Annotated in this window: 15 protein-coding genes; 7 read left to right on the top strand and 8 right to left on the bottom strand. The window is 69.2% G+C overall.

What is annotated here, in order from left to right; translation table 11 throughout:
- Window positions 1-64 precede the first annotated feature (64 nt).
- Window positions 65-670 carry a TetR/AcrR family transcriptional regulator gene (locus ACGFIB_RS33005; RefSeq protein ID WP_357252960.1) on the top strand — a complete coding sequence of 202 codons (606 nt, stop codon included), beginning with the start codon at window positions 65-67 and terminating at the stop codon, window positions 668-670.
- Window positions 671-793: 123 nt separating this feature from the next.
- On the opposite strand, the gene ACGFIB_RS33000 is transcribed toward ACGFIB_RS33005, so the two are convergent.
- Window positions 794-1,246: a MarR family winged helix-turn-helix transcriptional regulator gene (locus ACGFIB_RS33000; RefSeq protein ID WP_393377072.1), complete on the bottom strand. Its 453-nt coding sequence runs from the start codon at window positions 1,244-1,246 to the stop codon at window positions 794-796.
- A gap of 110 nt (window positions 1,247-1,356) precedes the next feature.
- Between ACGFIB_RS33000 and ACGFIB_RS32995 the strand changes: the two genes are divergently transcribed.
- Window positions 1,357-2,205 carry an alpha/beta fold hydrolase gene (locus ACGFIB_RS32995; RefSeq protein WP_393377070.1) on the top strand — a complete coding sequence of 283 codons (849 nt, stop codon included), beginning with the start codon at window positions 1,357-1,359 and terminating at the stop codon, window positions 2,203-2,205.
- 74 nt (window positions 2,206-2,279) lie between these two features.
- On the opposite strand, the gene ACGFIB_RS32990 is transcribed toward ACGFIB_RS32995, so the two are convergent.
- Window positions 2,280-2,840, bottom strand: coding sequence for a cysteine hydrolase family protein (locus ACGFIB_RS32990; RefSeq protein WP_142576126.1), 561 nt, complete (start codon window positions 2,838-2,840; stop codon window positions 2,280-2,282).
- Window positions 2,841-2,987: 147 nt separating this feature from the next.
- Window positions 2,988-3,575, bottom strand: a complete 588-nt coding sequence (locus ACGFIB_RS32985; protein WP_393377066.1) for a helix-turn-helix domain-containing protein — start codon at window positions 3,573-3,575, stop codon at window positions 2,988-2,990.
- Window positions 3,576-3,744: 169 nt separating this feature from the next.
- Here ACGFIB_RS32985 and ACGFIB_RS32980 point away from each other — a divergent pair, with 169 nt between their 5' ends.
- Window positions 3,745-4,374, top strand: a complete 630-nt coding sequence (locus ACGFIB_RS32980) for a LysE family transporter (protein ID WP_393377063.1) — start codon at window positions 3,745-3,747, stop codon at window positions 4,372-4,374.
- Between the two features lie 120 nt (window positions 4,375-4,494).
- Here ACGFIB_RS32980 and ACGFIB_RS32975 read toward each other — a convergent pair whose 3' ends face one another.
- A complete protein-coding gene (locus ACGFIB_RS32975) occupies window positions 4,495-5,025 on the bottom strand; it encodes a helix-turn-helix domain-containing protein (RefSeq protein WP_457852315.1) in 531 nt (176 codons plus the stop codon).
- On the opposite strand from ACGFIB_RS32975, the gene ACGFIB_RS32970 reads away from it, so the two are divergent.
- Window positions 5,015-5,191 (top strand): cupin domain-containing protein, encoded by a 177-nt coding sequence (locus ACGFIB_RS32970; protein ID WP_393377061.1) that lies wholly within the window; start codon window positions 5,015-5,017, stop codon window positions 5,189-5,191. The two genes, ACGFIB_RS32975 and ACGFIB_RS32970, sit on opposite strands and share 11 nt — an antisense overlap.
- A 234-nt stretch (window positions 5,192-5,425) precedes the next feature.
- Here the strand turns inward: ACGFIB_RS32970 and ACGFIB_RS32965 are convergent, their stop codons facing one another.
- A complete protein-coding gene (locus tag ACGFIB_RS32965) occupies window positions 5,426-5,947 on the bottom strand; it encodes a GNAT family N-acetyltransferase (protein WP_393377058.1) in 522 nt (173 codons plus the stop codon).
- A 375-nt stretch (window positions 5,948-6,322) separates the two neighbouring features.
- On the bottom strand, window positions 6,323-6,691 hold the full coding sequence (locus ACGFIB_RS32960; RefSeq protein WP_393377056.1) for a nuclear transport factor 2 family protein: 369 nt from the start codon (window positions 6,689-6,691) through the stop codon (window positions 6,323-6,325).
- 137 nt (window positions 6,692-6,828) lie between these two features.
- On the opposite strand from ACGFIB_RS32960, the gene ACGFIB_RS32955 reads away from it, so the two are divergent.
- The 3 genes from ACGFIB_RS32955 (at window position 6,829) to ACGFIB_RS32945 (ending at window position 11,437) form a co-directional block, all read left to right on the top strand.
- Window positions 6,829-9,495 carry a helix-turn-helix transcriptional regulator gene (locus ACGFIB_RS32955; RefSeq protein WP_393377054.1) on the top strand — a complete coding sequence of 889 codons (2,667 nt, stop codon included), beginning with the start codon at window positions 6,829-6,831 and terminating at the stop codon, window positions 9,493-9,495.
- A gap of 101 nt (window positions 9,496-9,596) precedes the next feature.
- Entirely contained in the window at window positions 9,597-10,064 is a 468-nt protein-coding gene (locus tag ACGFIB_RS32950) for a MarR family winged helix-turn-helix transcriptional regulator (RefSeq protein ID WP_357252931.1), read from the top strand.
- A 143-nt stretch (window positions 10,065-10,207) separates the two neighbouring features.
- Window positions 10,208-11,437 (top strand): epoxide hydrolase family protein, encoded by a 1,230-nt coding sequence (locus ACGFIB_RS32945; protein ID WP_393377050.1) that lies wholly within the window; start codon window positions 10,208-10,210, stop codon window positions 11,435-11,437.
- A gap of 198 nt (window positions 11,438-11,635) precedes the next feature.
- Here the strand turns inward: ACGFIB_RS32945 and ACGFIB_RS32940 are convergent, their stop codons facing one another.
- Window positions 11,636-13,048: an immunoglobulin-like domain-containing protein gene (locus tag ACGFIB_RS32940; protein ID WP_393377047.1), complete on the bottom strand. Its 1,413-nt coding sequence runs from the start codon at window positions 13,046-13,048 to the stop codon at window positions 11,636-11,638.
- 181 nt (window positions 13,049-13,229) lie between these two features.
- The coding region (locus ACGFIB_RS32935) for a hypothetical protein (RefSeq protein WP_393377044.1) at window positions 13,230-13,744 on the bottom strand (515 nt) is incomplete at its 5' end.

Genomic DNA, 13,744 nt, shown 5'->3' with positions numbered 1-13,744 from the left:
CCGTTGCCAACGTAAGGGAACCCGGGTCCCGATAAGAGCTGCCCGGGAGAAGAAGGAGTTCGTCATGGCCGCACCACAGCCCGGAGCCGTCCGCCCCGGCGGACGCACCGCGCGCGTCCGCGAAGCCGTCCTTCGAGCCGCCGGCGACACCCTGGTAGAGAAGGGCTTCGACGCCCTCGATCTCGCCGAGATCGCCCGCGTCGCGGAGGTCGGGAAGACGACCGTCTACCGCCGCTGGGGCACACCCGGCACACTCGCCGCCGACCTTCTCGACGAAATGGCCGAAAGCTCCCTGCCCCGCGCACGTACCGGCAGCGTCGACCAGGATCTCCGAGACAACGCACGCCTGGTCGTCAAGACCCTCACAGATCCACGTCAGGGACGCCTGTTCAAGGCGCTGATCGCCGCCTCGCTCTGCAACGAACAGGCCGCGCAGGCGTTGTACCGCTTCTACGCCGTGCGGATCGACGAATGGGCCGGCTGCATCACCGACGCCGTCGAACGAGGCGAGCTGCCTGCCGGCACCGATCCGCGGCGGGTGATCGCCGCCGTCTCCGCGCCCCTGTACTACGCCTTCCTCAATACCGGAGAACCCCTGAACGACGCCGCCGCGGACCGTGCCGCGGCCGGAGCGCTGGCGGCCGCGCGCGCCGGGGTCTTCTCACGGTGACCAGGGTCGGCCACGGAGAGCCGGATGCCGAAAAGCTCGATCCCACAGGCACCCGGCCGCCGAGTTGGTCGGGCTCTACCGCGAACGAGGGGAGATCGAAGACGGTCCACCTGGAGGTGAGATCTAGCCCCGTAGGCGGGCGAGTGCCTGCGGGGTGAGGTGCCGCGCGAGTTCGTCGAGGAGGGCGACGATCTCGGCGACCCGTTGTGGATCGTCGGTTCCCAGGGCGGCCGCCAGCGTGGTGTCGATGGGGGCGGCCCTGACCTGCTCCACCCGGTCAGAGGTCTCGGGTGCGGGCCGGATAAGAAGGCGGCGACGGTCGCGGGGGTCGGATTCGGTGACGACGGCGCCCACTTCGCGGAGCCGGGCGACCGCTGCCGACACCGCGCTCTGCGGCAGACCGGTCCTGGTGGCGATCTCTCCGACGGCGCTGCCGGGGTGCGCGCGCACGTCGCCGACCACGATCAGTACGGTCCGGACGCTGGTGGAGTGCCGGCCGATGCCCTCGGTGGGCAGCGCCTCCTCCCCGATCTTCATCAGGGTTCGCCCCAACAGGAACAGCTCGACTCCGTTCATGCCGCCAAGGTACATCGTTTTAGATGTATCAGTCTTGATGTATCTGTTCTGATGCTTTATCGTCGATCGCGACCAGCCACACCGGCCACATCGCCAAAAGGACATCGCTGATGAGCACCACTGCTACGACAGACATGACGACGGGCCTGCTGCGAGTGCCGGGCGCCAAGCTCTACTACGAGGTCCGCGGCACCGGCCCGATGCTGCTGATCTCCCAGAGCGGCGAAGGCGACGCCGGGCGCAGCACAGACCTGGTCGATCACCTCGTGACCGACTACACCGTGGTGACCTACGACCGCCGCGGCCTCTCCCGCAGCACCCTGGACGACCCCGCCCACGGGGCGACCATGGCACAGCACGCCGACGACGTGCATCGGCTGCTGGCCGGCCTCACCGACACGCCGGCGCTCATGCTCGGCTGCAGTCTCGGCGCCTCCATCGGCTTCCACCTGGCCATCGACCACCCTGGCCAGATCGGCACGCTCATCGCCCACGAGCCCGTCACCCCACGACTGCTGCCCGCCGACCAGCGCGCCCACCACGAGAAGGAACTCGAGCACATCCAGCAGGTCCACCGCCGCGACGGCCTGGCCGCGACCATCAAGATGGTCGCCGAGGTGCTCGGCATCGACCCCTCCAACCCCGACGCCGAACCCGGCCTCACCCCACAGCCGATGACCCCCCAGCGGGTGCGCAACTTCGGCTTCTTCCTCGAGCACGACTTCACCGCGATCATCGGCGACACCCTCGACGTCGCCGCGCTCACCGACACCCGGACCCGCATCGTGCCGGCCGCCGGCCGCACCACCCCGCGCACCGTCTTCGACAACAAGTGCGCCTTCGCGCTGGCGGACATGCTCGGCACCGACACGCACCGGTTCCCCGGCGGTCACAACGGCAATACCACCCACCCCAGGGCTTACGCCGCAGCTCTGCGCGCCATCCTCAACGCAGTCTGAACCGGCGGCGGGAGTGGGACACCCGGGCGGGCAGGGTCGTGGGCATGGCCCGGATCGTCAATGCCGGCGGCTGGTCACAGGCGGGCGGTCCACTCGTGTCCCGTGAGCACGTCAGCACCCCTGGCCGGGAAGACGCGGTTGATCAGGAAGTCGTGCACGTCCGATTCCCCGTCCGCGCAGGCGTCGCTGAGCACGGTCACGTGGTAGTCGCGGTCGGCGGCGTCGTAGAGCGTGGCGGCGACCATCGCCCCGGTCGCGACACCGGTCAGCACGATCGAGTCGATGCGCTGGGCGCGCAGGAGCCGATCGAGGTCAGTCGCCGCGAACGCGCTGGCGCGGCGCTTGAGGACGACGGCCTCGCCCGGCAACGGCTCGATGCGCGGGTGGACGAGCGTCTCGGGGGAGTCTTCGTGAAACAGCGTCCCCACCCCGTGCAGACCTCTGATCAACTGGTTTCCCGCTGCCACATCAAGGGCCGAAGCCCGGAGCCCGAAACGTATGAAGATCACCGGGATTCCGGAGGCTCTGGCCGCGGGGAGAACCTTTTCCATGACGGGAAGCACGCCGGCGGCGAAGGGGTAGTTGTCCACGATGCCCGCCTGCAGGTCGCCGACGATGAGCGCGGTGGTGTTCACATGGTTTCCTTGTCTGTACGGCGCGCCATCGGCCATCCCCACGGTCGCATCCTTGGCGCTGTTGTCGTCGATTTGGTAGGACGATGGTGGGCAAAACGGGCGGATAACGGTGTGTCAGGCGGCTGCTCGTCACGTGCGGCAGGAGGCCTACGGGAGGACGATGACCAGGGCGTACCGGGCCGGATCCGGGCCGGGGCAATGGAACCGCGACCGGCCCCACAACCGGAACCGCAGGCAGTCTCCTGCCCGCACCTCGTGGACGACCTCGCCGGTGGTGATCTGCAGGGCTCCTTCCAGGATCCAAATGTGCTGCTCCAGACCCGGCACCGGCGGCTCGTCGTAGGAGATGTCGGCGCCGGGACGCAGAAGGCCCTCGACGAGCTCGCCGCGCAGCCCCGGGTGGGGCGGGGACACCGACCGCCGGACGAAGCCCAAGCTCTCATCGCGCCACACCGCCTGCCGGTCGGCCCGGACTAGTTGCGGTGGCGCCGACTCCACCTCGGCGAGCAGTTGCGACATCGTCTGGCCATACGCCGCGCACAACTTGTTGAGCAGGGCCGCCGTAGGGCTGATCTCCCTGCGTTCCAGCCGCGACAGCGTCGAGCGGCTCACGCCGGTGCGGCCCGCCAGCTGCTCCAGCGACCAGCCGTGATCCACCCGCAACCGCGAGAGCCGATCCGCCAGTCGGGCCTCCAGCTGGTCCGGGCTTGGGTTCTGAAGATCAGCTGTTTCCATATTTGAGAGATTATCTCAAATATGAGTTGCGAAGGTGGTGGTCCTGCTTCCATCATCTACGCATGAACAAGATCACTCTCTCGCGGCCGCTGACCTCCACCACCTCCTTCTCTGCGCTGGTCCAGCAGCAGCCGTGCCGTCCATGGGGGCCGATACCCGCTCACCTCTGATGGCCGCCCTGGTCGCGGGACTCCTCGCCGGCTACGGCATCGCCATGCCGGTCGGAGCGGTCGCGACATACCTGGTGGCCCTCACCGCCCGGACGTCTTTGAAGATCGGCGCCTGTGCGGCATTAGGGGTCGCGACCGCCGACGGCCTCTACGGCCTGATCGCCATAATCGGAGGTTCCGCGCTCACCCCCGTCATCGAGCCGATCGTGGTTCCCCTGCGATGGGCCTCGGCCCTGGTGCTCATCGCACTGGCGGTTCGCAGTGGCGTCACGGCGATCAACCGGTATCGCGGGCAGCACCTGGCGACCCGGACCGATGAAGCCCCTCTCGGTCCCGCACGGGCCTACCTGGCGTTACTGGGGATCACGATGATGAACCCCATCACCGTGATCTACTTCGCGGCACTCGTCCTCGCCGGTCAGAGCACAGTGGCGTCGAGTCCCCTCGATCAGGCTGTGTTCGTCCTCGCCGCCTTCGCGGCGTCCGCCAGCTGGCAGCTGCTTCTCGCCGGCGGGGGAGCGTTGCTCGGCCGGGTTCTGACCGGCGGTCGCGGACGGCTCATCACCGCTGTCTTCTCCAGCGCTCTGATCATCGCACTCGCCCTCCACCTGCTCATCTCGGCGTCGTGACCTACAGCGGCTGCTGAGAACGTCAACCAACCCCGAGGCCGCTGACCGACCGAACCGGTCAGCGGCCTCCCTTCGATCGGTTCCGCGGCCTTCAGGTAGGAGACTTCCATGACCCGCCGCTCAGCCCCGCTCTTCGCGCGTGTCCGACCCGAACCGGGCCCGATACGCCGACGGGCTGAGCCCGATCTCGCGCCGCATCAGCGTACGGAGATTGGCGGCGGTGCCCAGCCCGCTGCGCCGCGCGACGATGTCCAGACCGGACTCACCTCGCTCGATCAAACGGCAGGCCAGGGCGAGCCGTTCCCCGGTGAGCCAGGCCAGCGGCGTCGTGCCCAGTTGCGCCCGGAAGCGGCGATGCAGCGTCGCGGGGCTGACCGCCGCGCGGGCGGCCAGGTCGGAAACGGTGAGCGGCACGTCCAGCTGTTCCTGCGCCCAGGCCAGGACAGGTGCCAGGGATTCGTCCGGCAGGTCGGGCACCGGCCGCTCCACGAACTGCCGCTGCCCGCCGTCCCTGTGCCCCGCGAAGACCAGCCGCCGGCTCACCGCATTGGCGATCTCCGCTCCGTGATCGCGGCGGACCACGTACAGCCCGAGGTCGAGCGCGGCCGCACTGCCCGCGCCCACCGGGGAGCGCGAGGTCGTGCTCCCCAAAGGAGCGGTCTTCACCATCGCGCGAGGCGTCGAGCACAAGCCGTCCGCGCCGTCGGGCGCCGCGATCCTCATGTTCGAGCCGACCGGGACGTTGACCGTCGGCGATCGGCACGAGGAAATCCCGAACCACATCGACGTCACAACGGGACACGCCCTTGGCATCTGACCACGAAGGGGTCCCCGCATGCCGGGAGGCGACGCTCCGCCGCGGATGAGTTGGAAGCCCCCTTTGACCGCCCGGACAGCGGTGAGCGCGAGGACGAGAGCGGCCGCCCGCGGACGGGCGGCCATCTGGAGGAGACCAGGTGGGGGGCGCTGATCGTGAGCTGCTTCGAGCAGATACATGTACGGATCCCTCCGACGCTGATCTTGCTTTGCTGTGCTTCACGATCGTGGTGTCTCAGATGAGGTGTTTGTAGTAGAAGCTGCAGTCTTCGAGTACGCCATTCGGGTCGGTCGCGTAGCCCGGGACGATGCCGTACCGCGTCCAGCCGGCGCGCTGGTAGAGGTGGTCCGCGGCGGTGCCGGTCACGGTGTCCAGCAGCAGGAGGGTGGCTCCGGCTTGCGCGGCGGCCTGTTCGGCGGTGGTGAGAAGGGCGCGGGCCAGTCCCCGGCCACGGGCCTCGCGGTGGACCATGAGCTTGATGATTTCGGCGCGATGCCGGCCGTTGGGCGTGCGTTCCACCGCGAGGCTGACGGTGCCGGTGACGCCGTCGGGTCCGCGGGCGACCCAGACGGTGAGGGTGCCGTCGGCCACGGCAGCTTGCCGGCCGCGCCACCAGGCCGCTGCCGCTTCCTGGTCGAAGGGGGCGAGGAAGCCGAGGGAGGTCCCGTTCGCGACGACGTCGACGAGGAGGTCGGCCAGGCTCTTCACGCTGTCGTGGAAGTCGTCGGGGGACAGGCGGGTAATGGTGTGCGTCACGGAATTCCTTCTCTGCGCGGGGGAGGGGCGGCCGGAGCGGTGCGAACGTGCGCCGGCTCGACGATGGGTCTGAGACGACCGCGACGCACGCGGGAGCCGAACCGGCCTGCCGCGCGCCCGGCCAGGCGTGAGGTGACGGCCCTGGCCGTCTGCCGGTCGGCCCGCATCGATCGCGTCGCTATCGGCGGTGCTCCCTCGGCTGTTCTCACATCTAAGACAATATCCCAGATATGAGACACGCTTGCGCCTGGCCCGGTACCGGGCCGACGGGGGCGGCCCGGTGCCGGACTCGGCCGGTCACGGGTTTCGGGAGGATCTGGACGATGGCGGCCACGACGGCGCAGAGGCCCACCAAGAGACTGAGCCCGAGGGCGGTCAGACCTGGGCGGGGACCTTGTCGAGGAAACCGTGCACCTTACTGATGCGGCCGTCCTCGGTGAGCACTGCGACGTCGAAACCGACCACGAGGCCCTCGCCGCCGGCCGGGCCCAGCTCCCAGGTGAAGCGGGCGATGTTGTGATGGGCGTCCACCGGCCCGGCCAGAGTGAAGACGAAATCGGGGAACTGGCCCTGTACGGCGGCGATCGTGGCGTCGATCGCCGCCAGGCCCTCGGCGACCGCGATCGGGTCGGTGTAGGCGCCGTCCTCGGCCCAGATCTGCTTGATCGCCGCCCGGCGGGCGACCGGGTCGGTTTCGTTCCAGGTGGCGATGTAGCGGGCGACGAGCTGGTCGACGTGATGCATGCGGAGCTCCTTCGTGTTGTGTTCTTGCTGGTCACAAACGTACGGAGATCCACCGGGCGGGGAATCTGTCACGCTTAGGCATTTCGGCTGACCATGATCGAATGTGGATAGGTAGTCCGGCGAGTACTGTTTCGCGCATGTTGTACGGGCGGGATGCGGAGACATCGGTCATCGACGAGCTCCTGGCCAGGGTCGGCTCCGGGGGAAGCGGAGCCCTGGTGGTGAGCGGGGAGCCGGGCATCGGCAAGACGGCGCTTTTGGACTACGCGGCGAACAACGCCGAGGGCATCCAGGTCATCCGCAAGGTCGCGATCCGGTCCGAGAGCGATCTGGCGTTCGCCGGTCTGCATCTTCTTCTGCATCCGGTGCTCGACCGGATGGGTGCGCTGCCCGAGCCGCAGCGGCGCGCGCTGGAGGGGGCGTTCGGGCTGGCCCACCCGGATGGGGCGGGCCGGCTGCTCGTCGGACTCGCGGTGCTCTCGCTCCTGGCGGAGGTCGCCGAGGACGGGCCTGTGCTGTGCATGGTCGATGACGCGCAGTGGTTGGATCGTTCCTCACGCGAAGCGCTGGTTTTCGCCGCCCGGCGGCTGGACGCCGAGGGCATCGCGCTGATCATGGCCACTCGCGAGGACCACCTGCCCGGGTTGCCGGAGCTCAGGCTGCGAGGGCTGAGCACCGCGGCCTCGGTCGCCGTGCTCGACTCGGTACGGCTGGCGCCGGCGCTTCGGTACCGTGTCCTGGCCGAGGCGCAGGGTAACCCGCTCGCGTTGATCGAACTGCCCGCCATGCTGCGGGGCGACGGCTACCGGCCCGGCGCCCTTCCGCTGAGCAGCCGACTGCAGACCGCGTTCCACCATCAGGTGGACCACCTGCCCGACGCCACCCAGACACTGCTGCTGGTCGCCGCCGCGGGCGAAGGGCTCGATGAGGTGCTGGCCGCCGGCGTGCGATTCGACGCGGGCGCGGCGGATCTCCTGCCCGCCGAGAAGACGGGGCTGGTGACGATCAATGAGCGGGCCGTGACCTTCCGCCATCCGCTGATCCGGGAGGCGGTCTACCAGCGTGCGCCGCTCAGCCTTCGCCTCGCCGTCCACGATGCGCTCGCCGAGGCGCTGACCGGAGACCACAACGCCGACCGTCGCGCCTGGCATCTCGCCGCCGCGACCGTCGGCCCCGACGAACGAGTGGCCGCCGAACTGGAACGCACGGCCGTGCGCGCCGCCGATCGCCGCGGTCACGCGGCGGCGGCCACCGCCTACGAACGAGCCGCCGAGCTCACCGGTGACGGCGACGCGCGAGGCAGGCGGCTCACCCTGGCCGCCGAGGCCGCCATGGAGGCGGGAGAGCTCGATCGGGCCAGGACTCTCGCCGAGGACGCGGGCCGTCAAGTCACCGACCTGCTGCTGCGTTCCAGGCTCGCTCACGTGCGGGCCACGGCGCATTTCTGGCGGGGGGCGTACGGCGAGGCCCATCGTCTGATCATCATGGCCGCCGATCTCGCCGGTGAAGTCGCTCTGGGACAGGCGGTACGCATGCTGGTGCAGGCCTTCCAGACCGCCTGGTACGTCGGCGAGCCCGAACTCGACGAAGTGGCCGACCGGTTGAGCGCGGTGGACCTCGATGTGCCGGTTGGCGCGCTCGCCCGCCTGGAGTTCAGCGTGTTCGCCAGGCTCTTCGGCAGGGATGCGGCGGATCTACCGCCGTTCGGTGAGGCCGTGGCGCGGGCCCAGGTCGCCCTGGCCTCTCAGAGGCGCGAACTCGTTCTGGCCTGCGGCATCCCCCTCCTCGTCGGCGCCGATGCCTACACCCTGGAGGCGGCCACCCGCCTGGCCGCCGAGTGCCGGGCCGAGGGAAGGATCGGCGTCCTGCCGATGGTGCTGTTCTTCCTGGCGCAGGCCGAGCTCTTCCACAACGGGCGCCACCAGGACGCGACGGCCACCGCCGTTACGGGACTGGGCATCGCCGAGGACACCGGCCAGCACCAGTGGGTCATTCACCTCAAGAGCTTCCTGGCCTACCTTTCCGCCGTCCAGGGCGACGAGAAGCGTTTCCGGCAGCTCACCACCGACGCGCTGTCGGGCACGATGCCCATGCGGGGCGCCCTGTGGGTCGACTGGGCCCATGGGGTGTTCGACCTCGGAGCCGGCCGGGTGGACGCCGCGCTGACCCGGCTTGAGGCTCTCACCCAGGGGCCCGGCTGGTACCACGTCTCGGCGATGCGCTGCGTGCCCGACCTGGTGGAAGCCGCCGTACGCTGCGGCGAACCCGGCCGCGCCCGGCACGCTTTCGCCCGGTACGAACGGTGGGCACGGCAGCCCTTCGCCAGAGCCCTCGCGGAACGCTGCCGGGCGCTGCTCGGCTCCGACGCCGAGGCCGAGGAGCACTACCTGGCGGCGCTGAGAACCGGTGGGCCGTCCTTCGAGCACGCCCGCACATCTCTCCTGTACGGCGAGTGGCTGCGCCGCTCCCGTCGCAGGGCCGCCGCCGCCGGGCAGTTGCGGCTCGCGCTGGAGACCTTTGAGCGACTGGGCGCCAAACCCTGGGCCGACCGTGCCCGAGGTGAGCTGGAAGCGACCGGCGCCAAGGCGCCGGGCACCCCGGCCCGCGGGATCCTGGCCGAGCTCACTCCGCAGGAGCTGCAGATCGTCCGGCTGGCCGCCCAGGACCTGTCGAACAAGGACATCGCCGCTCAGCTGTTCCTCAGCCCTCGCACCGTCGGCTACCACCTCTACAAGGCGTATCCCAAGCTCGGCGTCGCCTCCCGCGGCGAACTCGCCACACTCGACCTGACCGACCCGGCCTAACCGACCTCGCCTGACGCCGGTAGGGCCCGGTCGCTGCCGGCCGCGGTGCCGTCCCGCATTTACATTGACGTTTTATATAAATCGTGGATACAGTTTCGCGGGTGGAGACAGGAGCGGGCGAGCAGCGGCTGAATGTCGATGAGCTGACCACGGTGATCGAAGACTTCAACACCCTGTTCATCCGGCTTCCGACAGTGCAGCAGTTCGGCTTCAGCTCGTTGTCGGTACTGCACACACTGTCTCGGCAGGGGCCTACGCGGCTGACCGCCTTGACGGCGACAGAGCAGCTCACGCAGCCGGCGCTCACCAGCCTCGTGAGCCGCCTGGAGCGTGACGGCCTGGTCGAGCGCCGCCCCGATCCCCGTGACGGCCGGGCCGTCCTCGTTGCCCTGACAACCGCTGGGGCGGAGGTCGTGCGGGCCCGCCATGCGAACCGGGTGGCTCGGCTCGGGCAGCTCGTCGCGGATATGGACGACGAGCAGCGTGACGCGATCGCGCGTTCCATTCCCGCGCTGCGCCGTGTCATCGAGTTGGCCGGCACGGGCACGCCGAACATCGCGGACGACTGAGGGGAAGTCGGTGCCGGGCAGCGGATGTACGGTCCGAGCCCGGGGACATCCGGCCTGGTACGACAACGAGTGGGGCTTCTCCAACCGGCTCGTCGAGCTCGCCGAGCACATCGCCGCCAGACCAACTATCTAGGAGCCAGTTCATGGCAGACGCGTCCTTCCCCCTCCGGCCGGCTCCGATCCACATTGCAGACGATGTGCTCGAGGATCTCACCGCCCGGCTGAAGGCCACCAGATGGCCGCCGGACGCCGGCAACGAGGACGGCTACTACGGCCTGCGGCGCACCTACCTGCAGGAACTCGTGGAGTACTGGATCGACGAATACGACTGGCGCGCGGCGGAAGCGGCGATCAACGCTTACGAGCACTACAGGGTCGACGTCGGCGGCGTGCCCGTGCACTTCATGCGCAAGCCCGGGGTCGGTCCCGACCCGACGCCCCTCATCCTGTCCCACGGCTGGCCGTGGACGTTCTGGCACTGGTCCAAGGTCATCGACCCCCTGGCCGACCCCGGCGCGTTCGGCGCCGACCCGGCCGAGGCGTTCGACGTCATCGTGCCCTCCCTGCCGGGCTTCGGATTCTCCACCCCGCTGACCGACCACCCCGACATGAACTTCTGGAAGATCGCCGACATCTGGCACGAGCTCATGACCGGCGTCCTCGGCCACCAGAGGTACGCGGCGGCGGGATGCGACGTCGGCGCACTCGTCACCGGACAGCTCGGCCACAAGTACGCCGACGAGCTCCACGCCATCCACATCGGCTCCGCGCAGAAACTCACCATGTTCAACGGCGACCGCGCCTGGGACCTCTCCGGCGGCCACCCCATCCCCGACGGGCTCCCACCCGAGGTCCACCAGCGGATCGTGGCACTGGACAGACGGTTCGCCGTCCACCTCGCCGCGCACGTGCTCGACCCCGCCACGCTCGGCTACGGCCTCACCGACTCACCCGTCGGCATGCTCGCCTGGATCCTGAAGCGCTGGGCCGCCTGGTCCGACAACAACGGCGACATCGAGAACGTCTTCACCAAGGACGACCTGCTCACCCACGCCACCATCTACTGGGCCGGAGACACGATCGCCACCTCGATCCGCACCTACGCGAACAACAACCGCTACCCCTGGCAGCCTTCGCACGACCGCCGGCCGGTCGTCGAGGCACCCACCGGCGTCACTTTTGTCGGCTTCGAAAACCCGCCGGGCGTCACCACCGACGAGCAGCGCGTGGAACACTTCCTCAACAGCGACCGCGCCGCCTGGTACAACCATGTCAACATCACCGCCCACGACCACGGCGGACACTTCATCCCCTGGGAGATACCCGAGGAATGGGTCGACGATCTACGTCGAACCTTCCGCGGACGCCGTTAATCATGAATGAAGAGTCGGGTCGCCCGCAGGGCCTCGGCGAGTCGATGTTCTGATGGGGTTCGATCGTAGACGTACGGCGGTGAGGATAAGAGAACGCCCATGACCTCGTCGTTCACGCTGTCGTGTAGTCGGCGGTCACGGTGAGGCCGTCAGGTCGAGGGAGCCGCCGACGGCGTAAACGGTCGTGGCCGGGGGCGTCTAGTCCGACGGCACGTCGGCGCCGCGCAGGACGGCGTGCTCCGCCTGGGTCAGCGCGAAGACGTGCCCGTGGCGCATGACCCCGTTGGCGAGGTGGTAGTCCGGCGTCTGCCAGGTGATGGGCGTCCACCGGCCCGACGCGAGGTCCGCACTCCAGTAGGGGCTGAGCTGCTCCTCCATATGGGCACCCGCGGGAGCGCCGGCCCACTTCTGGTCCGCCCACAGGTAGTAGCCCTTGCCGCGTACGTCGCCGGGGTTGGCCTTGACCACCATCGGCGCCTCGGCGTAGGTGGTGTTCATCGCCTCGTGGGTGATGCAGCCCTTGACGAGCGTCCAGTCCTCGGGCGGTGCCAGCACGGACGTCGCGCGTTCCTGGTAGATGTCGTCGATGGGGCATCCGGGGACATACCTGGCCACCCCGACGCCGGTGGAGATGCGGTCGGAGACGAAGCGGTGGTAGGAACCGTCCTCGTCGTCCTTGATGATGACCGCGTCGAGCGTTCCATGGCCGGGCCTGCCGCTCATGACCTCCGCCGGTGTGAAGGTCACGAAGTCGCGCGTCGTGGTGTAGAGGATCTGGTTCCTGGTCAGCGGATATCGGCCGTTCGGGTCGTCGCGGTTGGGCGTGTAGTACGTGCCGGGTGGATACATGGACGAGGTCCAGTAGACGACATAGGCCCCGATCGCCTCGTCCCAGATGGCCTCGGGGGCGAACGCCATCCCCGCCTCGTCCGGGGCCACCCGGACGTGCCGCTGCTCCGACCAGGTGCGCAGGTCATGGGACTCCCAGACCTCGATGTAGCGGCTGGCGTCGCTCTGCGCCCAGTCCCAGCCCCTCCACCCGTACGCCGTGCCGTCGACGTTCAGGTCCGTGGCTACGAGGTAGAACCTGTCTCCCTCCGGGGATCGGACGACGGACGGGTCGCGCACGGCGTGCATGCCCTTGGTGGACTGGAGGACCATCTGCCCGTCGTTGGCGGCCACCCAGCGGGTCGGGTCGTTGCCGACGCTCGTGGCCATGTAGATCTGCTGCCCCGCCTGGCTGTTCGACCTGGCGAAATTCACCATGCCGTACCGCGAGAACGGGGCGAGCTTCACCGCGGGCCGCACCGTCAGGGTGAAGTCGCGGCACGCCTCGGCGCCGTCGACGGTGACGCACGCCGTCAATGTCACCTCGGCCGGGCCGGCCCCGGCCGGCGGACGCTTCACCACACCCGCCGCGATCGCACCGGCCGCCGTGTCGGACACGATGTCCGGGTTCGACGAGGTCCACCTCACCACCGCGCCCGGCGCGGCCGCCACCGTCGCCGGCAGCGTCACATTCCCCCGCACGTCGTCGGCGTCAGGAATCGCGATCTCGGCCAGTGCCCGCTCCGCCGGTCCGTTCGCCGTGGTCCCGTCGGCGCGTGCCATTTGACCATCTCCTATCACCAGACCTGTGGCCGCGAGCGCCGCACCGTTGACGAGGCCGCCCGATGCCGTGGCCGTCTCCTTGCCATCGCCATTCTCTCGCCCTCCGTTTCCTGCCGTCCTGTCTCCGGTGGGGGCTCGGCACCCGGGTTCGGCCGGAGGGTGCCGGGCCCACCCGGGTGTTTCAGGCTCCGAGGGGGGTGCCGCGGGTGTTGAGGATGAGCTTTTGGATGCGCTTGCGGCGTCGGGTGCTGGTGATGCGGATGGTGAGGAGGGTGAGGAGTAGGAGGGTGAGGAGGGCGAGTTGGGGCCAGGGGATGGCCCACAGGGTGGTGTCGATGGCGATGCGTTCGGCGGTGACGCCGGGCAGTGGTTTACCGGCGGGGGAGGGGATGGCCATGATCGTGGTGTCGATGGGTCCCAGGGGCCAGGTGCCGGTGATGTGGGCGGTGAAGGTGCGTTTGCCGCCGGGCATGATTTCCCGGGCTTTGGCGGCGGAGGTGTCGTCCCAGTTGTTTTGGCCGGCGAGGGTGGAGGTCAGGATGCGGCTGTCGGGGGCCAGGCGGACGTTGCCGGTGTTGGCGAGGGTGTAGGTGACGTCGAGGGTGCCGGGGGTGAAGGGGTTCCATGACCAGGTGTAGGTGGTGTGGATGTCGCTGACGGCGACTTTGGCGGCGTAGGTGCCGTTGACGCGGATGT

Origin of the sequence: Microbispora bryophytorum, from assembly GCF_043197435.1 — a bacterium.
In the GTDB taxonomy this organism is placed as follows: domain Bacteria; phylum Actinomycetota; class Actinomycetes; order Streptosporangiales; family Streptosporangiaceae; genus Microbispora; species Microbispora bryophytorum.
This window is presented reverse-complemented; position numbering and strand designations above follow the sequence as displayed.

What these genes read in the sequence shown, in the direction of transcription:
- ACGFIB_RS33005 (WP_357252960.1), top strand. Translation starts at nt 65, where the DNA reads ATGGCCGCACCACAGCCCGGAGCCGTCCGCCCCGGCGGACGCACCGCG.
- ACGFIB_RS33000 (WP_393377072.1), bottom strand. Translation starts at nt 1,246, where the DNA reads ATGAACGGAGTCGAGCTGTTCCTGTTGGGGCGAACCCTGATGAAGATC.
- ACGFIB_RS32995 (WP_393377070.1), top strand. Translation starts at nt 1,357, where the DNA reads ATGAGCACCACTGCTACGACAGACATGACGACGGGCCTGCTGCGAGTG.
- ACGFIB_RS32985 (WP_393377066.1), bottom strand. Translation starts at nt 3,575, where the DNA reads ATGGAAACAGCTGATCTTCAGAACCCAAGCCCGGACCAGCTGGAGGCC.
- ACGFIB_RS32980 (WP_393377063.1), top strand. Translation starts at nt 3,745, where the DNA reads ATGGCCGCCCTGGTCGCGGGACTCCTCGCCGGCTACGGCATCGCCATG.
- ACGFIB_RS32960 (WP_393377056.1), bottom strand. Translation starts at nt 6,691, where the DNA reads ATGCATCACGTCGACCAGCTCGTCGCCCGCTACATCGCCACCTGGAAC.
- ACGFIB_RS32955 (WP_393377054.1), top strand. Translation starts at nt 6,829, where the DNA reads ATGTTGTACGGGCGGGATGCGGAGACATCGGTCATCGACGAGCTCCTG.
- ACGFIB_RS32945 (WP_393377050.1), top strand. Translation starts at nt 10,208, where the DNA reads ATGGCAGACGCGTCCTTCCCCCTCCGGCCGGCTCCGATCCACATTGCA.
- ACGFIB_RS32940 (WP_393377047.1), bottom strand. Translation starts at nt 13,048, where the DNA reads ATGGCACGCGCCGACGGGACCACGGCGAACGGACCGGCGGAGCGGGCA.